Consider the following 17,093-nt stretch of genomic DNA (forward strand, 5'->3'; position numbering starts at 1 on the left):
GCGGAGCAGGGAGCGGGCTTTTCAGCCACGCTCCCGATTCGCGTCACGTGTTATTCGGTTTCCAGATCGATATCGATACCGAGCGAACGGATCTCTTTGATCAACACGTTGAAGGACTCGGGCATGCCCGGCTCCATACGGTGATCGCCGTCCACGATGTTTTTGTACATCTTGGTCCGACCGTTCACATCGTCCGACTTCACTGTGAGCATTTCTTGCAGGGTGTATGCCGCGCCGTATGCTTCCAGCGCCCACACTTCCATCTCCCCGAAACGCTGACCACCGAACTGCGCCTTACCACCCAGCGGCTGCTGGGTAACCAGGCTGTAAGAACCAGTGGAACGCGCGTGCATCTTGTCGTCCACCAAGTGGTTCAGCTTGAGCATGTACATGTAACCAACGGTCACATGACGCTCGAACTTGTTACCAGTACGACCGTCGAACAGCTGCATCTGACCGCTTTCTGGCATATCTGCCAGTTTCAGCATGGCCTTGATCTCGCTTTCCTTGGCACCGTCGAAGACTGGAGTGGCCATTGGCACACCGCCTTTGAGGTTGTTCGCCAGGTCCAGGATTTCCTGGTCGGAGAAGGTCTCCAGTTGCTCCTGACGACCACCGATTTCGTTGTAGATCTCGGTGAGGAACTTGCGCAGCTCGATGACCTTGCGCTGCTCTTCGAGCATGCGGTTGATCTTCTCGCCCAGCCCCTTGGCCGCCAGGCCCAGGTGGGTTTCGAGGATCTGACCAACGTTCATACGCGATGGTACACCCAGTGGGTTGAGTACCACGTCGACCGGAGTACCGTTGGCGTCGTGCGGCATGTCTTCGACCGGCATGATCACCGAGACCACACCTTTGTTACCGTGACGACCGGCCATCTTGTCGCCCGGCTGGATGCGACGACGGATTGCCAGGTAGACCTTGACGATCTTCAGTACGCCCGGTGCCAGGTCATCGCCCTGCTGCAGCTTGCGTTTCTTGTCTTCGAACTTGTCGTCCAGCAGACGGCGACGATCAACGATGTAGGCCTGGGCCTTCTCGAGCTGCTCGTTCAGCGCGTCTTCGGCCATGCGCAGTTTGAACCACTGGCCGTGCTCCAGACCGTCGAGGACTTCGTTGGTGATCACAGTGCCTTTTTTCAGGCCTGCACCACCGTCGACAACCTGACCGTTCAGAGCCGAACGCAGACGCTCGAAGGTTGCGCCTTCGACGATGCGGAACTCTTCGTTGAGGTCCTTGCGGATCTCGTCCAGCTGCATCTTCTCGATGGACAGCGCACGGCTATCGCGCTCGACGCCATCACGGGTGAAGACCTGTACGTCGATGACGGTACCTTTGGTGCCGGTAGGCACGCGCAGGGAGGTGTCTTTAACGTCGCTGGCCTTCTCACCGAAGATCGCACGCAGCAGTTTTTCTTCCGGCGTCAGCTGGGTTTCGCCTTTTGGCGTGACCTTGCCGACCAGGATGTCGCCGGCGCCAACTTCAGCACCCACATAAACGATACCGGCTTCGTCCAGCTTGTTCAGCGCAGCTTCACCGACGTTCGGGATATCCGCGGTGATTTCCTCTGGGCCAAGCTTGGTGTCACGGGCCACACAGGTCAGTTCCTGGATGTGGATCGTGGTGAAGCGGTCTTCCTGAACCACACGCTCGGACAGGCAGATGGAGTCTTCGAAGTTGAAGCCGTTCCATGCCATGAACGCGATGCGCATGTTCTGACCCAGTGCCAGCTCACCCATGTCGGTGGACGGGCCGTCGGCCATGATGTCGCCACGCTGAACCGCGTCACCCTTGTTCACCAGCGGACGCTGGTTGATGCAGGTGTTCTGGTTCGAACGGGTGTATTTGGTCAGGTTGTAGATGTCGACACCGGCTTCACCGGTTTCAACTTCGTCATCGGCAACACGAACCACGATACGGCTGGCATCGACGGAGTCGATCACGCCACCACGACGAGCTACGACGCAAACGCCGGAGTCACGGGCAACGTTGCGCTCCATGCCGGTACCGACCAGCGGCTTGTCGGCACGCAGGGTTGGTACAGCCTGACGCTGCATGTTCGAACCCATCAACGCACGGTTGGCGTCGTCGTGCTCGAGGAACGGAATCAGCGACGCTGCGACCGAAACTACCTGCTTGGGCGAAACGTCCATCAGGGTGACGTCTTCCGGCGCCTTGACGGTGAATTCGTTCAAGTGACGAACAGCTACCAGCTCGTCGATCAGGTGCTTCTTCTCGTTCATCGTGGCCGAAGCCTGGGCGATGACGTGATCAGCTTCTTCGATCGCCGACAGGAACACGATGTCGTCGGTAACCACGCCCTCTTTCACCACGCGGTACGGGCTTTCCAAGAAGCCGTACTGGTTGGTGCGAGCGTACGCAGCCAGGGAGTTGATCAGACCGATGTTCGGACCTTCAGGGGTCTCGATCGGGCACACACGGCCGTAGTGGGTCGGGTGTACGTCACGGACTTCGAAGCCTGCGCGCTCACGGGTCAGACCACCAGGGCCGAGTGCGGAGACACGACGCTTGTGGGTGATCTCGGACAGCGGGTTGTTCTGGTCCATGAACTGCGAGAGCTGGCTGGAGCCGAAGAACTCTTTCACCGCCGCCGCAACCGGCTTGGCGTTGATCAGGTCCTGAGGCATCAGGCCTTCGCTTTCAGCCATCGACAGACGCTCTTTGACCGCGCGCTCTACACGCACCAGGCCAACGCGGAACTGGTTTTCGGCCATCTCGCCAACACAACGGACGCGACGGTTACCCAGGTGGTCGATGTCGTCGACGATGCCTTTGCCGTTACGGATGTCGACCAGGGTCTTGAGGACCTCGACGATATCTTCCTTGCTCAGCACGCCCGAACCTTCGATCTCGGTGCGACCGATACGACGGTTGAACTTCATGCGGCCAACGGCCGACAGGTCGTAACGCTCGGCGCTGAAGAACAGGTTGTTGAACAGGGTCTCGGCGGCATCCTTGGTTGGCGGCTCGCCAGGACGCATCATGCGATAGATCTCGACCAGCGCTTCCAATTGGTTGCTGGTGGAGTCGATCTTCAGGGTATCCGAGATGAACGGACCGCAGTCGATGTCGTTGGTGTACAGGGTCTCGATGCGAACAACCTGGGCCTTGGCGATTTTCACCAGGACGTCGGTGCTCAGCTCGGTGTTGCACTCAGCCAGGATCTCGCCGGTAGCCGGGTGCACGATCGCCTTGGCGGTAGTGCGGCCCAGGACGTATTCCAGCGGCACGTCCAACTGCTTGACGCCAGCTTTTTCCAGCTGGTTGATGTGGCGAGCGGTGATACGACGACCTTGCTCGACGATGACCTTGCCGGTTTCGTCGTGGATGTCCATGACCGCAACTTCACCACGCAGGCGCTGAGGCACCAGCTCCAGGCTGAGCTTCTCGCCCGACACGTGGAAGACGTTGGTGGTGTAGAAAGCGTCCAGCACTTCTTCAGTGCTGTAGCCCAGGGCGCGCAGCAGAACCGATGCAGGCAGCTTGCGACGACGGTCGATACGGACGAATACACAGTCTTTCGGATCGAATTCGAAGTCCAGCCACGAGCCGCGGTAAGGAATGATCCGCGCCGAGTACAGCAGTTTGCCAGAGCTGTGCGTCTTGCCGCGGTCGTGATCGAAGAACACGCCCGGCGAACGGTGCAGCTGGGAAACGATAACACGCTCGGTACCGTTGATTACGAAGGTACCGTTTTCAGTCATCAGGGGGATTTCACCCATGTAGACTTCTTGCTCTTTGATGTCCTTGATCGCTTTGTTCGACGATTCTTTGTCGAAAATGATCAGGCGGACTTTTACCCGCAGCGGAACCGCGTAGGTCACGCCACGCAGTACGCATTCTTTGACATCAAAAGCCGGTTCGCCCAGACGATAGCCAACGTACTCCAGGGCAGCATTGCCGGAGTAGCTGATGATCGGGAAAACCGATTTGAAGGCCGCATGCAGGCCCACGTCGCGGAACTGATCTTTGGTCGCTCCCGCTTGCAAGAATTCACGATACGAATCCAGCTGGATGGCCAGGAGGTAAGGCACATCCATGACGTCCGGCAACTTGCTAAAGTCCTTGCGGATACGTTTTTTCTCAGTGTATGAGTAAGCCATCAGCGTTCCCCAGCTTGGTCACCTGCTTGTTTGGCTTCTCCCGACGGGAGCAGCCAGAAAATCGTGCAAACCCCTTGGTTTGCGCCACCATCATTGGCGGTTGCAGCTCGTTATCGGCGCCGACCTGGTCAGCTGCCAATAACGGAAAAAGGCCGGTGGCAAGAGCCACCAGCCATCAGCCGTTTGCTTAGCGCTCGGGCTGGAGTCGCAAAGTCGAAATTACTTGAGTTCGACTTTAGCGCCTGCTTCTTCCAGCTTCTTCTTGGCGTCTTCAGCGGCTTCTTTCGAAACGCCTTCAGCGACAACCTGAGGAGCGCCGTCAACTTTCTCTTTGGCTTCTTTCAGGCCCAGACCGGTCAGTTCACGAACGGCCTTGATCACGTTGACTTTCTTCTCGCCGGCTTCAACCAGAACAACGTTGAATTCGGTTTGTTCTTCAACAACGGCAGCGGCAGCAGCTGGGCCAGCAGCGGCAACAGCAGCGGTAACACCGAAGGTTTCTTCCATTGCTTTGATCAGCTCAACAACTTCCAGAACGGTTTTCTGGCCGATTGCTTCGATGATTTGTTCGTTAGTCAGAGACATGACTTGAATCCTGTATTGGGGTGACAGCTTACGCAGCCATCAAATTAAACATATGATTTTGAAAGGGCTTGCGGTGCCTTAGGCAGCAGCAGCTTCTTTCTGGTCGCGAACGGCTGCCAGGGTACGAGCCAGCTTGCTGGTAGCGCCTTGGATCACGCTCATCAGCTTCGCAATGGCCTCGTCGCGGGTCGGCAGGGTAGCCAACACGTCGATCTGGTTAGCGGCAAGGAACTTGCCATCAAACGCAGCTGCCTTGATCTCGAACTTGTCCTGACCCTTGGCGAACTCTTTGAACAGACGAGCAGCAGCGCCCGGGTGTTCGTTGGAGAAAGCGATCAGGGTCGGGCCGGTGAAGGCGTCGTTGAGGACACTGAATTCAGTGTCAGCAACAGCGCGCTTGAGCAGGGTGTTACGTACGACACGTACGTATACGCCAGCTTCACGAGCCTCTTTACGGAGTCCGGTCATTGCGCCTACAGTCACACCACGGGCATCAGCCACGACAGCGGACAGAGCGACTTTGGCAGCCTCGTTGACTTCAGCGACGATGGCCTTCTTGTCTTCGAGTTTAATTGCCACGGGTTTAACTCCTGCTTGTTACCGTTTCATCTGGCCGAAGCCGGATGTCGTTTTGGTGTCTGATTCGGTAAGGAACCGGGAGCACCATCTGCGTAGGCTTGAGGTTTAAGGCTTGCGCCGCCTACGGTCTTGGATAGCCCCCGCCAGGCAGGGACCCCAATTTTTTCAACCTGGCGCGATCGCTCGCACCGGGCTTTGTCTTACGCGCTCAGCGAGCTCTGGTCGATGACCAGACCTGGGCCCATGGTGGTGCTCAGGGTAACGCGCTTGACGTAGATACCTTTCGAGGAAGCTGGCTTGATACGCTTCAGATCAGCGATCAGGGCTTCAACGTTTTCCTTCAGCTTGCCAGCTTCAAAGCCGACTTTGCCAACGGAGGTGTGGATGATGCCGTTTTTGTCGGTGCGATAACGAACCTGACCAGCCTTGGCGTTCTTAACCGCGGTGGCTACGTCTGGAGTTACGGTACCGACTTTCGGGTTAGGCATCAGGCCGCGAGGACCCAGAACCTGACCCAGCTGACCTACAACACGCATTGCGTCCGGGGAAGCAATAACGACGTCATAGTTCAGGTCGCCGCCTTTCATTTCGGCAGCCAGATCGTCCATACCAACGCGGTCAGCGCCAGCAGCCAGAGCGGCTTCAGCAGCAGGACCCTGGGTGAAGACAGCTACACGTACGGTCTTGCCAGTGCCGTGTGGCAGCACGGTAGCGCTACGAACGACCTGGTCGGATTTACGTGGGTCAACACCGAGGTTGACAGCAACGTCGAAGGATTCGCTGAACTTCACGGTGGACAGTTCGGCCAGCAGTACTGCTGCTTCTTCGAAGTTGTAGACTTTGCCTGCTTCGATTTTCGAAGCAATGGCTTTTTGGCGCTTGGTCAGCTTAGCCATTACACACCCTCCACGTTGAGGCCCATGCTGCGAGCGGAACCGGCGATGGTACGCACGGCCGCATCCATGTCAGCAGCGGTCAGATCAGCATTTTTGGTTTTTGCGATCTCTTCCAGCTGAGCACGGGTCACAGTACCGACTTTAACGGTGTTCGGACGTGCAGAACCGCTGGTCAGGCCAGCTGCTTTCTTCAGCAGAACCGAAGCAGGGGTGCTTTTGGTTTCGAAGGTGAAGCTGCGGTCACTGTAAACAGTGATGATCACAGGAGTCGGCAGGCCGGCTTCTTGACCCTGAGTACGGGCGTTGAAGGCCTTGCAGAATTCCATGATGTTCACACCGTGTTGACCCAGTGCTGGACCAACGGGTGGGCTTGGGTTGGCCTGGCCGGCCTTTACTTGCAGCTTGATGTAAGCCTGAATCTTCTTAGCCATGAGCTACTCCAATATCGGGTACGAACGCCAGAAGGCTCCCCGGATGACTTGCGTTTTATCCCAGTGACGACAAAACCCCGCAGCACATAGGGCTGCGGGGTATGGGATGCTTTGTTCGGCTAGACCTTCTCGACCTGGCTGAACTCGAGCTCTACCGGGGTAGAGCGACCGAAAATAAGCACGGCCACTTGGATCCGGCTCTTCTCGTAGTTAACTTCTTCAACGGTACCGTTGAAATCAGCAAACGGACCGTCGATAACGCGGACCACTTCGCCCGGCTCGAACAGCGTCTTCGGCTTCGGCTTGTCGCTGCCATCGGCAACGCGACGCAGAATGGCCTCAGCTTCTTTGTCGGTGATTGGCGCAGGCTTGTCTGCAGTACCACCGATGAAGCCCATGACGCGAGGGGTATCCTTGACCAAGTGCCAAGTCCCTTCGTTCATGTCCATCTGGACCAGCACATAACCTGGGAAGAACTTACGCTCGCTTTTGCGCTTCTGGCCATTGCGCATCTCAACCACTTCTTCAGTGGGGACCAGAATTTCGCCGAAGCCATCTTCCATGCCAGCCAGCTTTACGCGCTCGATCAGCGAGCGCATGACATGCTTCTCGTAACCCGAGTAAGCATGCACAACGTACCAACGCTTAGCCACGGGACACCCTTAGCCAACAATCAAGGAAATCAACCAACCGAGCAGGGAGTCGAGACCCCACAGCAGCAACGCCATCACCAGGACAACCGCCACTACGATGAGTGTGGTCTGCGTGGTTTCTTGGCGGGTTGGCCATACGACTTTACGAATCTCGGTGCGAGCTTCCTTTGCCAGCGCAAAGAACGACTTGCCTTTGGCGGTCTGCAGGGCAACGAAGCCAGCTACAGCAGCAAAGACAAGAAGTGCGAGTACGCGGTACAGAACCGGCGAAGCGGAGTAATAGTGATTACCCACAACACCAACGACTACCAAAGCGACAACAGCCAGCCACTTGAGCAGATCAAAACGAGAGTCTTGGGCTTCAGCCTTGGGAGTCATCTAGGAAAATCCTGTGAAAAGAAAGCCAGACACACGAGGTGAATCTGGCAGGTCAGGAGGGAATCGAACCCCCAACCTACGGTTTTGGAGACCGTCGCTCTGCCAATTGAGCTACTGACCTAAAAGCTTATCAGGCCGACCATTATGCCGGCCCGATCGAGAGAAATCAACTACTTATTCGATAACTTTAGCTACGACACCAGCGCCGACGGTACGACCGCCTTCACGAATGGCGAAACGCAGGCCATCTTCCATCGCAATGGTTTTGATCAGGGTAACGGTCATTTGAACGTTATCGCCCGGCATTACCATTTCGACGCCTTCTGGCAATTCGCAGTTACCGGTAACGTCAGTCGTACGGAAGTAGAACTGCGGACGGTAGCCTTTGAAGAACGGAGTGTGACGACCGCCTTCTTCTTTGCTCAGAACGTAAACTTCTGCAGTGAACTTGGTGTGCGGCTTGACCGAACCCGGCTTGACCAGGACCTGACCACGCTCGACGTCGTCACGCTTGGTGCCACGCAGCAGCACGCCACAGTTCTCGCCAGCACGACCCTGATCGAGCAGCTTGCGGAACATCTCAACACCAGTACAGGTAGTGGTTTGAGTATCACGCAGACCGACGATTTCCAGCGGATCCTGAACGTTAACAACACCACGCTCAATACGACCGGTAACAACGGTGCCACGACCCGAGATCGAGAATACGTCTTCGATCGGCATCAGGAACGGCTTATCGATAGCGCGCTCAGGCTCTGGGATGTAGCTATCCAGAGTCTCAACCAGCTTTTTGACAGCGGTGGTACCCATTTCGTTGTCGTCTTTGCCTTCCAGGGCCATACGCGCCGAACCAATGATGATCGGAGTGTCGTCGCCAGGGAAGTCATAGGTGCTCAGCAGGTCGCGAACTTCCATCTCGACCAGCTCCAGCAGCTCGGCGTCATCTACCAGGTCAGCCTTGTTCAGGAAGACCACGATGTAGGGAACGCCAACCTGGCGGGACAGCAGGATATGCTCACGGGTTTGCGGCATCGGACCATCAGCGGCCGAGCAAACCAGGATCGCGCCATCCATCTGGGCGGCACCGGTAATCATGTTCTTCACATAGTCAGCGTGACCAGGGCAGTCAACGTGAGCATAGTGACGAATGTTCGAATCATACTCAACGTGCGCGGTATTAATGGTAATACCACGAGCCTTCTCTTCCGGGGCGCTATCGATCTTGTCGAAGTCGACCTTGGCCGAACCGAAAACTTCGGAGCAAACGCGAGTCAGCGCGGCAGTCAACGTAGTCTTGCCATGGTCAACGTGACCAATGGTGCCAACGTTTACGTGCGGCTTGTTACGTTCGAACTTTTCCTTAGCCATCGAGACTGTCCCCCGGTAGAAGTAATAAGCAGATCAAACAGACCATTAAAACAAAGGCAGATATTTTCATATCTGCCTTGTTATATGGAGCTCTTGAGCGGATTTGAACCGCTGACCTCACCCTTACCAAGGGTGTGCTCTACCAACTGAGCTACAAGAGCGTAACACTGTGCAACAACAGCAAACCTGGAGCGGGTAGCGGGAATCGAACCCGCATCATCAGCTTGGAAGGCTGAGGTTCTACCACTAAACTATACCCGCGGAGCTTGCGGCTCTCGCTAAAACTGGTGGAGGGAGAAGGATTCGAACCTTCGAAGCTCTCGCAACGGATTTACAGTCCGTCCCCTTTGACCGCTCGGGAATCCCTCCAGATTTGGCCGGCATTCTATGTAGATGCCGATCCAGTGTCAAGCGTTTTTTCAAATTTTTTCAATCAAATCTGAAACTTAGCTGCTTTGACACCGCCTCCAGCTCTACCACCTGAGTGGTGTTCCCTGTGAAGCGGGCGCCATTCTATCAAGCTATTCGCCAGTTGCAATACCCTCGCACAACATTATTTTATGTTTTAAGTCTTTGAAATCATGGGAAAGAGTCGTGAGCAGGGCTTGGTCCAGCAAACGCTGGCTCTGGGGCGCGACCTGCAGCCACAACCCCGTACTGTCACCGAGGCGACCAGTAACCGGAACAGCAGCAATATCCAGGCTCAACAGACGCTGACGCAATGCCTTGAGCTGCTCCTGAGCTGCCACCCCGCCCACGTAGAGACACTCCTGGCCGCGCTCCGGGGCGGTCTTACCACTGGTGGACTCGCTCAGCAGGCGAATTCCCTGCTGATTTCCCTTGTAGAGCGACAACGGAGCCACTTCCTTGGCCTTCAACGGCGCTTCCTGCTGGTGCCAGACGTAATAAAAGACGTTGAGCACCACCAACAACAGAAACAACCAACGCATAGGCACCTCAATCCAGGGGACAAGCCATGGCCAGACCAACGAACACCAGGTCCGGCACCACCCGGGCCTGTGGCGCGGCCTCCTGCACCAGGAGCGCATCGCCCCCAGTTAGCAGCACAGTGAAATCATCACCCCACAGTCCCTGAGCGTATTCGAGCTGCGAGCGAACAAAGCCCTGCAGCATATGCACGCAACCACGCTCCACCGCCTCGACAGTAGAACGCCCAGGCGCCAGGCTCGACAATGCCCGTTCAGCCGAAGCATCGTCATAGCGGATGCGCCGAGTGTGGGTACGCAGCTGACTGCGCATCAACGGCATGCCCGGGCAAATGAAGCCACCCAGATGCTCGCCGTCGGCAGATACGAAGTCGGCCTTGGCCGCCGTACCAAAATCCATGACCAGGCAAGCGCCGCCCGCTAGGTGATAGCCCCCCAGAAGCGCTAGCCAGCGATCCAGACCAAGGCGCTGGTAGTCTTCGTAGCCATTACGCACACCACAGACCTCTTTGGCCGGCTGCGCCACCACAACATTCAGGCCAAAGTGCTGAGCGAGCAGCGCCGAAAGACCGGCGGTCTCCTCTTCACTTCTGACACTGACCAGGCGGCAACGCTTGGGCGCCTCAGGGAGCGCCATGACAGCCGCTACCAGGGCCTGATCGGAGTCCACTATGCCGCCGGCAACCACAGCACCCTGTGCAGCATGGATTACCCGCCACTTGATAAAGCTGTTGCCACAATCGAGCTCAAGAATCATCACGCAACCTCAAACTGAGCTCACCACCGCTAAAGCTCTTCTCAACACCATCAACCTCGAGGCGCAGCGCCCCTTGCCGGTCAATGCCTAGAACAATTCCGTCAATCCGGTTGACGCCGGCAATCAAGGACACCGCAGCCCCCTGCCACAGATGGGATTGTTCCCATTCAGCCTGGAACGCGGCGAAACCGGATTGCCGATGGCGCTGCAGATCCTGCTGCAGGTTCTGACTGAGCGCAGCCACCAGTTTATTACGATCGACTGCCACCCCTGTCTCACGACGCACAGACGTCCATAGCTGATCGATCTGCTCGTTGACCTGCATGTTGACGTTGATACCAATCCCCAGCACTACGTGACAGACATCCGCGGGATCTCCGACCAGTTCCAGGAGGATGCCAGCGATTTTCTGATTGTTTACCAGAACATCATTCGGCCATTTCAGTCCCGCACCGGCAACACCAAAGGCCTGCAGCGTACGCATTACCGCCAGGCCAACCACAAGGCTCAAACCTTCCAGCTGGCGCATGCCGCCTTCAATACGTAGCACCAGGCTGTAATAGAGGTTTTCCGCGAATGGGCTGACCCACTGCCGGCCACGCCGGCCACGCCCGGCCGCCTGACGCTCAGCCAGCACCAGGAACGGCGCAGCCTGGCCTTCGCTGATCGAGCGCAGGGCCTGGGCGTTGGTCGAGTCGATGGATTCGAATATCAACACTGGCCACTGTTCGCCTTGGAAAAGCTCGGCTATTGCCGACTCTTCCAGCAACGACAACGGCGTGGCCAACTGATAGCCGCGGCCACGGACTTTATGAATGGGCAGGTTCAACTCAGCCTCAAGAAGCTGCAATTGCTTCCAGACAGCGGCGCGACTGACGCCCAAGGCTGCGCCCAGGTCCTGCCCGGAATGGAACCGGCCATCCTTGAGGAGCTTCAACAACTTCAGCATGCCAATCTCGACTCACAATGAGGAGGGCATGATAGCCATGCAGGTGGGGATTGCATAGAAAACTGAGTTGCGGGAGCGGCAGTAGGAGCGCACAGAGGAAAATGTCAGAAAGACAAAACCCCTACCTGCATACGCAGATAGGGGTTTCGGAATTTAATCTTGACGATGACCTACTCTCACATGGGGAAACCCCACACTACCATCGGCGATGCATCGTTTCACTGCTGAGTTCGGGATGGGATCAGGTGGTTCCAATGCTCTATGGTCGTCAAGAAATTCTGTTGCCAGAAGGTCTTGTTTAAGACACTCCAGCGAATCGGGTATGTGATGTTTTGTGAGTTACAAATTCTCGGCTTTGCAGTCTTCACAACACCGCAATCTGGCTTTCGCTCAAATTGCTTGGGTGTTATATGGTCAAGCCTCACGGGCAATTAGTATTGGTTAGCTCAACGCCTCACAGCGCTTACACACCCAACCTATCAACGTCGTAGTCTTCGACGGCCCTTCAGGGAGCTCAAGGCTCCAGTGAGATCTCATCTTGAGGCAAGTTTCCCGCTTAGATGCTTTCAGCGGTTATCTCTTCCGAACATAGCTACCCGGCAATGCCACTGGCGTGACAACCGGAACACCAGAGGTTCGTCCACTCCGGTCCTCTCGTACTAGGAGCAGCCCCTCTCAAATCTCAAACGTCCACGGCAGATAGGGACCGAACTGTCTCACGACGTTCTAAACCCAGCTCGCGTACCACTTTAAATGGCGAACAGCCATACCCTTGGGACCGGCTTCAGCCCCAGGATGTGATGAGCCGACATCGAGGTGCCAAACACCGCCGTCGATATGAACTCTTGGGCGGTATCAGCCTGTTATCCCCGGAGTACCTTTTATCCGTTGAGCGATGGCCCTTCCATACAGAACCACCGGATCACTAAGACCTACTTTCGTACCTGCTCGACGTGTCTGTCTCGCAGTCAAGCGCGCTTTTGCCTTTATACTCTACGACCGATTTCCGACCGGTCTGAGCGCACCTTCGTACTCCTCCGTTACTCTTTAGGAGGAGACCGCCCCAGTCAAACTACCCACCATACACTGTCCTCGATCCGGATAACGGACCTGAGTTAGAACCTCAAAGTTGCCAGGGTGGTATTTCAAGGATGGCTCCACGCGAACTGGCGTCCACGCTTCAAAGCCTCCCACCTATCCTACACAAGCAAATTCAAAGTCCAGTGCAAAGCTATAGTAAAGGTTCACGGGGTCTTTCCGTCTAGCCGCGGATACACTGCATCTTCACAGCGATTTCAATTTCACTGAGTCTCGGGTGGAGACAGCGCCGCCATCGTTACGCCATTCGTGCAGGTCGGAACTTACCCGACAAGGAATTTCGCTACCTTAGGACCGTTATAGTTACGGCCGCCGTTTACCGGGGCTTCGATCAAGAGCTTCGCGTTAGCTAACCCCATCAATTAACCTTCCGGCACCGGGCAGGCGTCACACCCTATACGTCCACTTTCGTGTTTGCAGAGTGCTGTGTTTTTAATAAACAGTCGCAGCGGCCTGGTATCTTCGACCGGCATGGGCTTACGGAGCAAGTCCTTCACCCTCACCGGCGCACCTTCTCCCGAAGTTACGGTGCCATTTTGCCTAGTTCCTTCACCCGAGTTCTCTCAAGCGCCTTGGTATTCTCTACCCAACCACCTGTGTCGGTTTGGGGTACGGTTCCTAGTTATCTGAAGCTTAGAAGCTTTTCTTGGAAGCATGGCATCAACCACTTCGTCGCCTAAAGGCAACTCGTCATCAGCTCTCGGCCTTAAGATCCCGGATTTACCTAAGATCTCAGCCTACCACCTTAAACTTGGACAACCAACGCCAAGCTGGCCTAGCCTTCTCCGTCCCTCCATCGCAATAACTAGAAGTACAGGAATATTAACCTGTTTTCCATCGACTACGCTTTTCAGCCTCGCCTTAGGGACCGACTAACCCTGCGTCGATTAACGTTGCGCAGGAAACCTTGGTCTTTCGGCGTGGGAGTTTTTCACTCCCATTGTCGTTACTCATGTCAGCATTCGCACTTCTGATACCTCCAGCAAGCTTCTCAACTCACCTTCACAGGCTTACAGAACGCTCCTCTACCGCATCACCTAAGTGATACCCGTAGCTTCGGTGTATGGTTTGAGCCCCGTTACATCTTCCGCGCAGGCCGACTCGACTAGTGAGCTATTACGCTTTCTTTAAAGGGTGGCTGCTTCTAAGCCAACCTCCTAGCTGTCTAAGCCTTCCCACATCGTTTCCCACTTAACCATAACTTTGGGACCTTAGCTGACGGTCTGGGTTGTTTCCCTTTTCACGACGGACGTTAGCACCCGCCGTGTGTCTCCCATGCTCGGCACTTGTAGGTATTCGGAGTTTGCATCGGTTTGGTAAGTCGGGATGACCCCCTAGCCGAAACAGTGCTCTACCCCCTACAGTGATACATGAGGCGCTACCTAAATAGCTTTCGAGGAGAACCAGCTATCTCCGAGCTTGATTAGCCTTTCACTCCGATCCACAGGTCATCCGCTAACTTTTCAACGGTAGTCGGTTCGGTCCTCCAGTCAGTGTTACCTAACCTTCAACCTGCCCATGGATAGATCGCCCGGTTTCGGGTCTATACCCAGCGACTAAACGCCCTATTAAGACTCGCTTTCGCTACGCCTCCCCTATTCGGTTAAGCTCGCCACTGAATATAAGTCGCTGACCCATTATACAAAAGGTACGCAGTCACCTAACAAAGTAGGCTCCCACTGCTTGTACGCATACGGTTTCAGGTTCTATTTCACTCCCCTCTCCGGGGTTCTTTTCGCCTTTCCCTCACGGTACTGGTTCACTATCGGTCAGTCAGTAGTATTTAGCCTTGGAGGATGGTCCCCCCATATTCAGACAAAGTTTCTCGTGCTCCGTCCTACTCGATTTCATGACTAAGAGATTTTCGCGTACAGGGCTATCACCCACTATGGCCGCACTTTCCAGAGCGTTCCGCTAATCTCAAAGCCACTTAAGGGCTAGTCCCCGTTCGCTCGCCACTACTAAGGGAATCTCGGTTGATTTCTTTTCCTCAGGGTACTTAGATGTTTCAGTTCCCCTGGTTCGCCTCTTGCACCTATGTATTCAGTACAAGATACTCAGCTTATGCTGAGTGGGTTCCCCCATTCAGAGATCTCCGGATCAAAGTCTGTTTGCCGACTCCCCGAAGCTTATCGCAGGCTACCACGTCTTTCATCGCCTCTGACTGCCAAGGCATCCACCGTATGCGCTTCTTCACTTGACCATATAACCCCAAGCAATCTGGTTATACTGTGAAGACAACATTCGCCGAAAATTTGTAATGACTCACAAATTTTACCTTAGCCTGAACACACACCAGTGAAAGTGCTGTCCAGTCTATCTTTCTATCACATACCCAAATTTTTAAAGAACGATTCTGAAAAAGTTCAGAAATCAATATTCGATCCGAATATTCATTTCTAAGCTTTTACGTAAGGTGGTGGAGCCAAGCGGGATCGAACCGCTGACCTCCTGCGTGCAAGGCAGGCGCTCTCCCAGCTGAGCTATGGCCCCGTATTGCTACAGGCTGCACCACATGTAATTGGTGGGTCTGGGCAGATTCGAACTGCCGACCTCACCCTTATCAGGGGTGCGCTCTAACCAACTGAGCTACAGACCCAATCGTCTTCTTCAATGAATCAAGCAATTCGTGTGGGAGCTCATAAGACAGCTGATGTCTGTCGATTAAGGAGGTGATCCAGCCGCAGGTTCCCCTACGGCTACCTTGTTACGACTTCACCCCAGTCATGAATCACACCGTGGTAACCGTCCTCCCGAAGGTTAGACTAGCTACTTCTGGTGCAACCCACTCCCATGGTGTGACGGGCGGTGTGTACAAGGCCCGGGAACGTATTCACCGCGACATTCTGATTCGCGATTACTAGCGATTCCGACTTCACGCAGTCGAGTTGCAGACTGCGATCCGGACTACGATCGGTTTTGTGAGATTAGCTCCACCTCGCGGCTTGGCAACCCTCTGTACCGACCATTGTAGCACGTGTGTAGCCCAGGCCGTAAGGGCCATGATGACTTGACGTCATCCCCACCTTCCTCCGGTTTGTCACCGGCAGTCTCCTTAGAGTGCCCACCATAACGTGCTGGTAACTAAGGACAAGGGTTGCGCTCGTTACGGGACTTAACCCAACATCTCACGACACGAGCTGACGACAGCCATGCAGCACCTGTGTCAGAGTTCCCGAAGGCACCAATCCATCTCTGGAAAGTTCTCTGCATGTCAAGGCCTGGTAAGGTTCTTCGCGTTGCTTCGAATTAAACCACATGCTCCACCGCTTGTGCGGGCCCCCGTCAATTCATTTGAGTTTTAACCTTGCGGCCGTACTCCCCAGGCGGTCAACTTAATGCGTTAGCTGCGCCACTAAAATCTCAAGGATTCCAACGGCTAGTTGACATCGTTTACGGCGTGGACTACCAGGGTATCTAATCCTGTTTGCTCCCCACGCTTTCGCACCTCAGTGTCAGTATGAGCCCAGGTGGTCGCCTTCGCCACTGGTGTTCCTTCCTATATCTACGCATTTCACCGCTACACAGGAAATTCCACCACCCTCTGCCCTACTCTAGCTCGCCAGTTTTGGATGCAGTTCCCAGGTTGAGCCCGGGGATTTCACATCCAACTTAACGAACCACCTACGCGCGCTTTACGCCCAGTAATTCCGATTAACGCTTGCACCCTCTGTATTACCGCGGCTGCTGGCACAGAGTTAGCCGGTGCTTATTCTGTCGGTAACGTCAAAATACTCACGTATTAGGTAAGTACCCTTCCTCCCAACTTAAAGTGCTTTACAATCCGAAGACCTTCTTCACACACGCGGCATGGCTGGATCAGGCTTTCGCCCATTGTCCAATATTCCCCACTGCTGCCTCCCGTAGGAGTCTGGACCGTGTCTCAGTTCCAGTGTGACTGATCATCCTCTCAGACCAGTTACGGATCGTCGCCTTGGTGAGCCATTACCTCACCAACTAGCTAATCCGACCTAGGCTCATCTGATAGCGCAAGGCCCGAAGGTCCCCTGCTTTCTCCCGTAGGACGTATGCGGTATTAGCGTTCCTTTCGAAACGTTGTCCCCCACTACCAGGCAGATTCCTAGGTATTACTCACCCGTCCGCCGCTGAATCGAAGAGCAAGCTCTTCTCATCCGCTCGACTTGCATGTGTTAGGCCTGCCGCCAGCGTTCAATCTGAGCCATGATCAAACTCTTCAGTTCAATACTGCTTTGGTTTTGAGAAAACCCTAAACTTGGCTCAGCAATCTCAAATGACTTACTTTCAAATCTTTCGATTTTTCGTGTAGCCACTTGTGATGCTGATAATCTTTTTGACTATCAGTCTGA

At 55.2% G+C, this 17,093-nt stretch carries 11 protein-coding genes, 6 tRNA genes and 3 rRNA genes; all 20 read right to left on the reverse strand.

Annotated elements, in window-relative coordinates; genetic code table 11:
- Window positions 1-50: 50 nt before the first annotated feature.
- Window positions 51-4,124 (reverse strand): DNA-directed RNA polymerase subunit beta, encoded by a 4,074-nt coding sequence (gene rpoB, locus PspR32_RS23375; RefSeq protein ID WP_010220300.1) that lies wholly within the window; start codon window positions 4,122-4,124, stop codon window positions 51-53.
- 219 nt (window positions 4,125-4,343) lie between these two features.
- A complete protein-coding gene (gene rplL / locus PspR32_RS23380; RefSeq protein ID WP_007957596.1) occupies window positions 4,344-4,709 on the reverse strand; it encodes a 50S ribosomal protein L7/L12 in 366 nt (121 codons plus the stop codon).
- Window positions 4,710-4,787: 78 nt separating this feature from the next.
- Entirely contained in the window at window positions 4,788-5,288 is a 501-nt protein-coding gene (gene rplJ, locus PspR32_RS23385) for a 50S ribosomal protein L10 (protein ID WP_010220297.1), read from the reverse strand.
- 200 nt (window positions 5,289-5,488) lie between these two features.
- A complete protein-coding gene (gene rplA, locus PspR32_RS23390; RefSeq protein ID WP_010220296.1) occupies window positions 5,489-6,184 on the reverse strand; it encodes a 50S ribosomal protein L1 in 696 nt (231 codons plus the stop codon).
- Window positions 6,184-6,615 (reverse strand): 50S ribosomal protein L11, encoded by a 432-nt coding sequence (gene rplK / locus PspR32_RS23395; protein ID WP_010220295.1) that lies wholly within the window; start codon window positions 6,613-6,615, stop codon window positions 6,184-6,186. The genes rplA and rplK overlap by 1 nt, the downstream gene beginning before the upstream one ends.
- A 119-nt stretch (window positions 6,616-6,734) precedes the next feature.
- Complete coding sequence (gene nusG, locus PspR32_RS23400) at window positions 6,735-7,268, reverse strand: transcription termination/antitermination protein NusG (RefSeq protein ID WP_010220294.1); 534 nt, start codon at window positions 7,266-7,268, stop codon at window positions 6,735-6,737.
- A 9-nt stretch (window positions 7,269-7,277) separates the two neighbouring features.
- Window positions 7,278-7,646: a preprotein translocase subunit SecE gene (secE, locus tag PspR32_RS23405; RefSeq protein ID WP_010220293.1), complete on the reverse strand. Its 369-nt coding sequence runs from the start codon at window positions 7,644-7,646 to the stop codon at window positions 7,278-7,280.
- A 45-nt stretch (window positions 7,647-7,691) separates the two neighbouring features.
- Window positions 7,692-7,767: transfer RNA gene (locus tag PspR32_RS23410), tRNA-Trp, on the reverse strand.
- 53 nt (window positions 7,768-7,820) lie between these two features.
- Window positions 7,821-9,014, reverse strand: a complete 1,194-nt coding sequence (tuf, locus tag PspR32_RS23415) for an elongation factor Tu (RefSeq protein ID WP_010220292.1) — start codon at window positions 9,012-9,014, stop codon at window positions 7,821-7,823.
- A gap of 85 nt (window positions 9,015-9,099) precedes the next feature.
- Window positions 9,100-9,175 (reverse strand) — tRNA-Thr (locus PspR32_RS23420).
- Between the two features lie 26 nt (window positions 9,176-9,201).
- A tRNA-Gly gene (locus PspR32_RS23425) sits at window positions 9,202-9,275 on the reverse strand.
- A 24-nt stretch (window positions 9,276-9,299) separates the two neighbouring features.
- Window positions 9,300-9,383: transfer RNA gene (locus tag PspR32_RS23430), tRNA-Tyr, on the reverse strand.
- 152 nt (window positions 9,384-9,535) lie between these two features.
- Window positions 9,536-9,964 carry a hypothetical protein gene (locus tag PspR32_RS23435; protein ID WP_010220290.1) on the reverse strand — a complete coding sequence of 143 codons (429 nt, stop codon included), beginning with the start codon at window positions 9,962-9,964 and terminating at the stop codon, window positions 9,536-9,538.
- A gap of 7 nt (window positions 9,965-9,971) precedes the next feature.
- Complete coding sequence (locus PspR32_RS23440; RefSeq protein WP_010220289.1) at window positions 9,972-10,718, reverse strand: pantothenate kinase; 747 nt, start codon at window positions 10,716-10,718, stop codon at window positions 9,972-9,974.
- Window positions 10,708-11,667, reverse strand: coding sequence for a bifunctional biotin--[acetyl-CoA-carboxylase] ligase/biotin operon repressor BirA (gene birA, locus PspR32_RS23445; protein WP_010220288.1), 960 nt, complete (start codon window positions 11,665-11,667; stop codon window positions 10,708-10,710). The genes PspR32_RS23440 and birA overlap by 11 nt, the downstream gene beginning before the upstream one ends.
- Window positions 11,668-11,824: 157 nt before the next feature.
- Window positions 11,825-11,940 (reverse strand): 5S ribosomal RNA (rrf, locus tag PspR32_RS23450).
- A gap of 137 nt (window positions 11,941-12,077) precedes the next feature.
- Window positions 12,078-14,968, reverse strand: a 23S ribosomal RNA gene (locus tag PspR32_RS23455).
- Window positions 14,969-15,182: 214 nt separating this feature from the next.
- Window positions 15,183-15,258 (reverse strand) — tRNA-Ala (locus tag PspR32_RS23460).
- 29 nt (window positions 15,259-15,287) lie between these two features.
- Window positions 15,288-15,364: transfer RNA gene (locus tag PspR32_RS23465), tRNA-Ile, on the reverse strand.
- Between the two features lie 66 nt (window positions 15,365-15,430).
- Window positions 15,431-16,967: ribosomal RNA gene (locus PspR32_RS23470) — 16S ribosomal RNA — on the reverse strand.
- The 16S, 23S and 5S rRNA genes sit together here with 2 tRNA genes alongside, the layout of an rRNA operon.
- Window positions 16,968-17,093: the final 126 nt, after the last annotated feature.

It is taken from the genome of Pseudomonas sp. R32, assembly GCF_009866705.1.
Lineage (GTDB): Bacteria > Pseudomonadota > Gammaproteobacteria > Pseudomonadales > Pseudomonadaceae > Aquipseudomonas > Aquipseudomonas donghuensis.

Bases quoted from the DNA above. Each gene is read 5' to 3' on its own strand.
- tuf (WP_010220292.1), bottom strand. From the start codon at position 9,014: ATGGCTAAGGAAAAGTTCGAACGTAACAAGCCGCACGTAAACGTTGGC.
- secE (WP_010220293.1), bottom strand. From the start codon at position 7,646: ATGACTCCCAAGGCTGAAGCCCAAGACTCTCGTTTTGATCTGCTCAAG.
- PspR32_RS23435 (WP_010220290.1), bottom strand. From the start codon at position 9,964: ATGCGTTGGTTGTTTCTGTTGTTGGTGGTGCTCAACGTCTTTTATTAC.
- PspR32_RS23440 (WP_010220289.1), bottom strand. From the start codon at position 10,718: ATGATTCTTGAGCTCGATTGTGGCAACAGCTTTATCAAGTGGCGGGTA.
- rpoB (WP_010220300.1), bottom strand. From the start codon at position 4,124: ATGGCTTACTCATACACTGAGAAAAAACGTATCCGCAAGGACTTTAGC.
- rplA (WP_010220296.1), bottom strand. From the start codon at position 6,184: ATGGCTAAGCTGACCAAGCGCCAAAAAGCCATTGCTTCGAAAATCGAA.
- rplK (WP_010220295.1), bottom strand. From the start codon at position 6,615: ATGGCTAAGAAGATTCAGGCTTACATCAAGCTGCAAGTAAAGGCCGGC.
- rplL (WP_007957596.1), bottom strand. From the start codon at position 4,709: ATGTCTCTGACTAACGAACAAATCATCGAAGCAATCGGCCAGAAAACC.
- birA (WP_010220288.1), bottom strand. From the start codon at position 11,667: ATGCTGAAGTTGTTGAAGCTCCTCAAGGATGGCCGGTTCCATTCCGGG.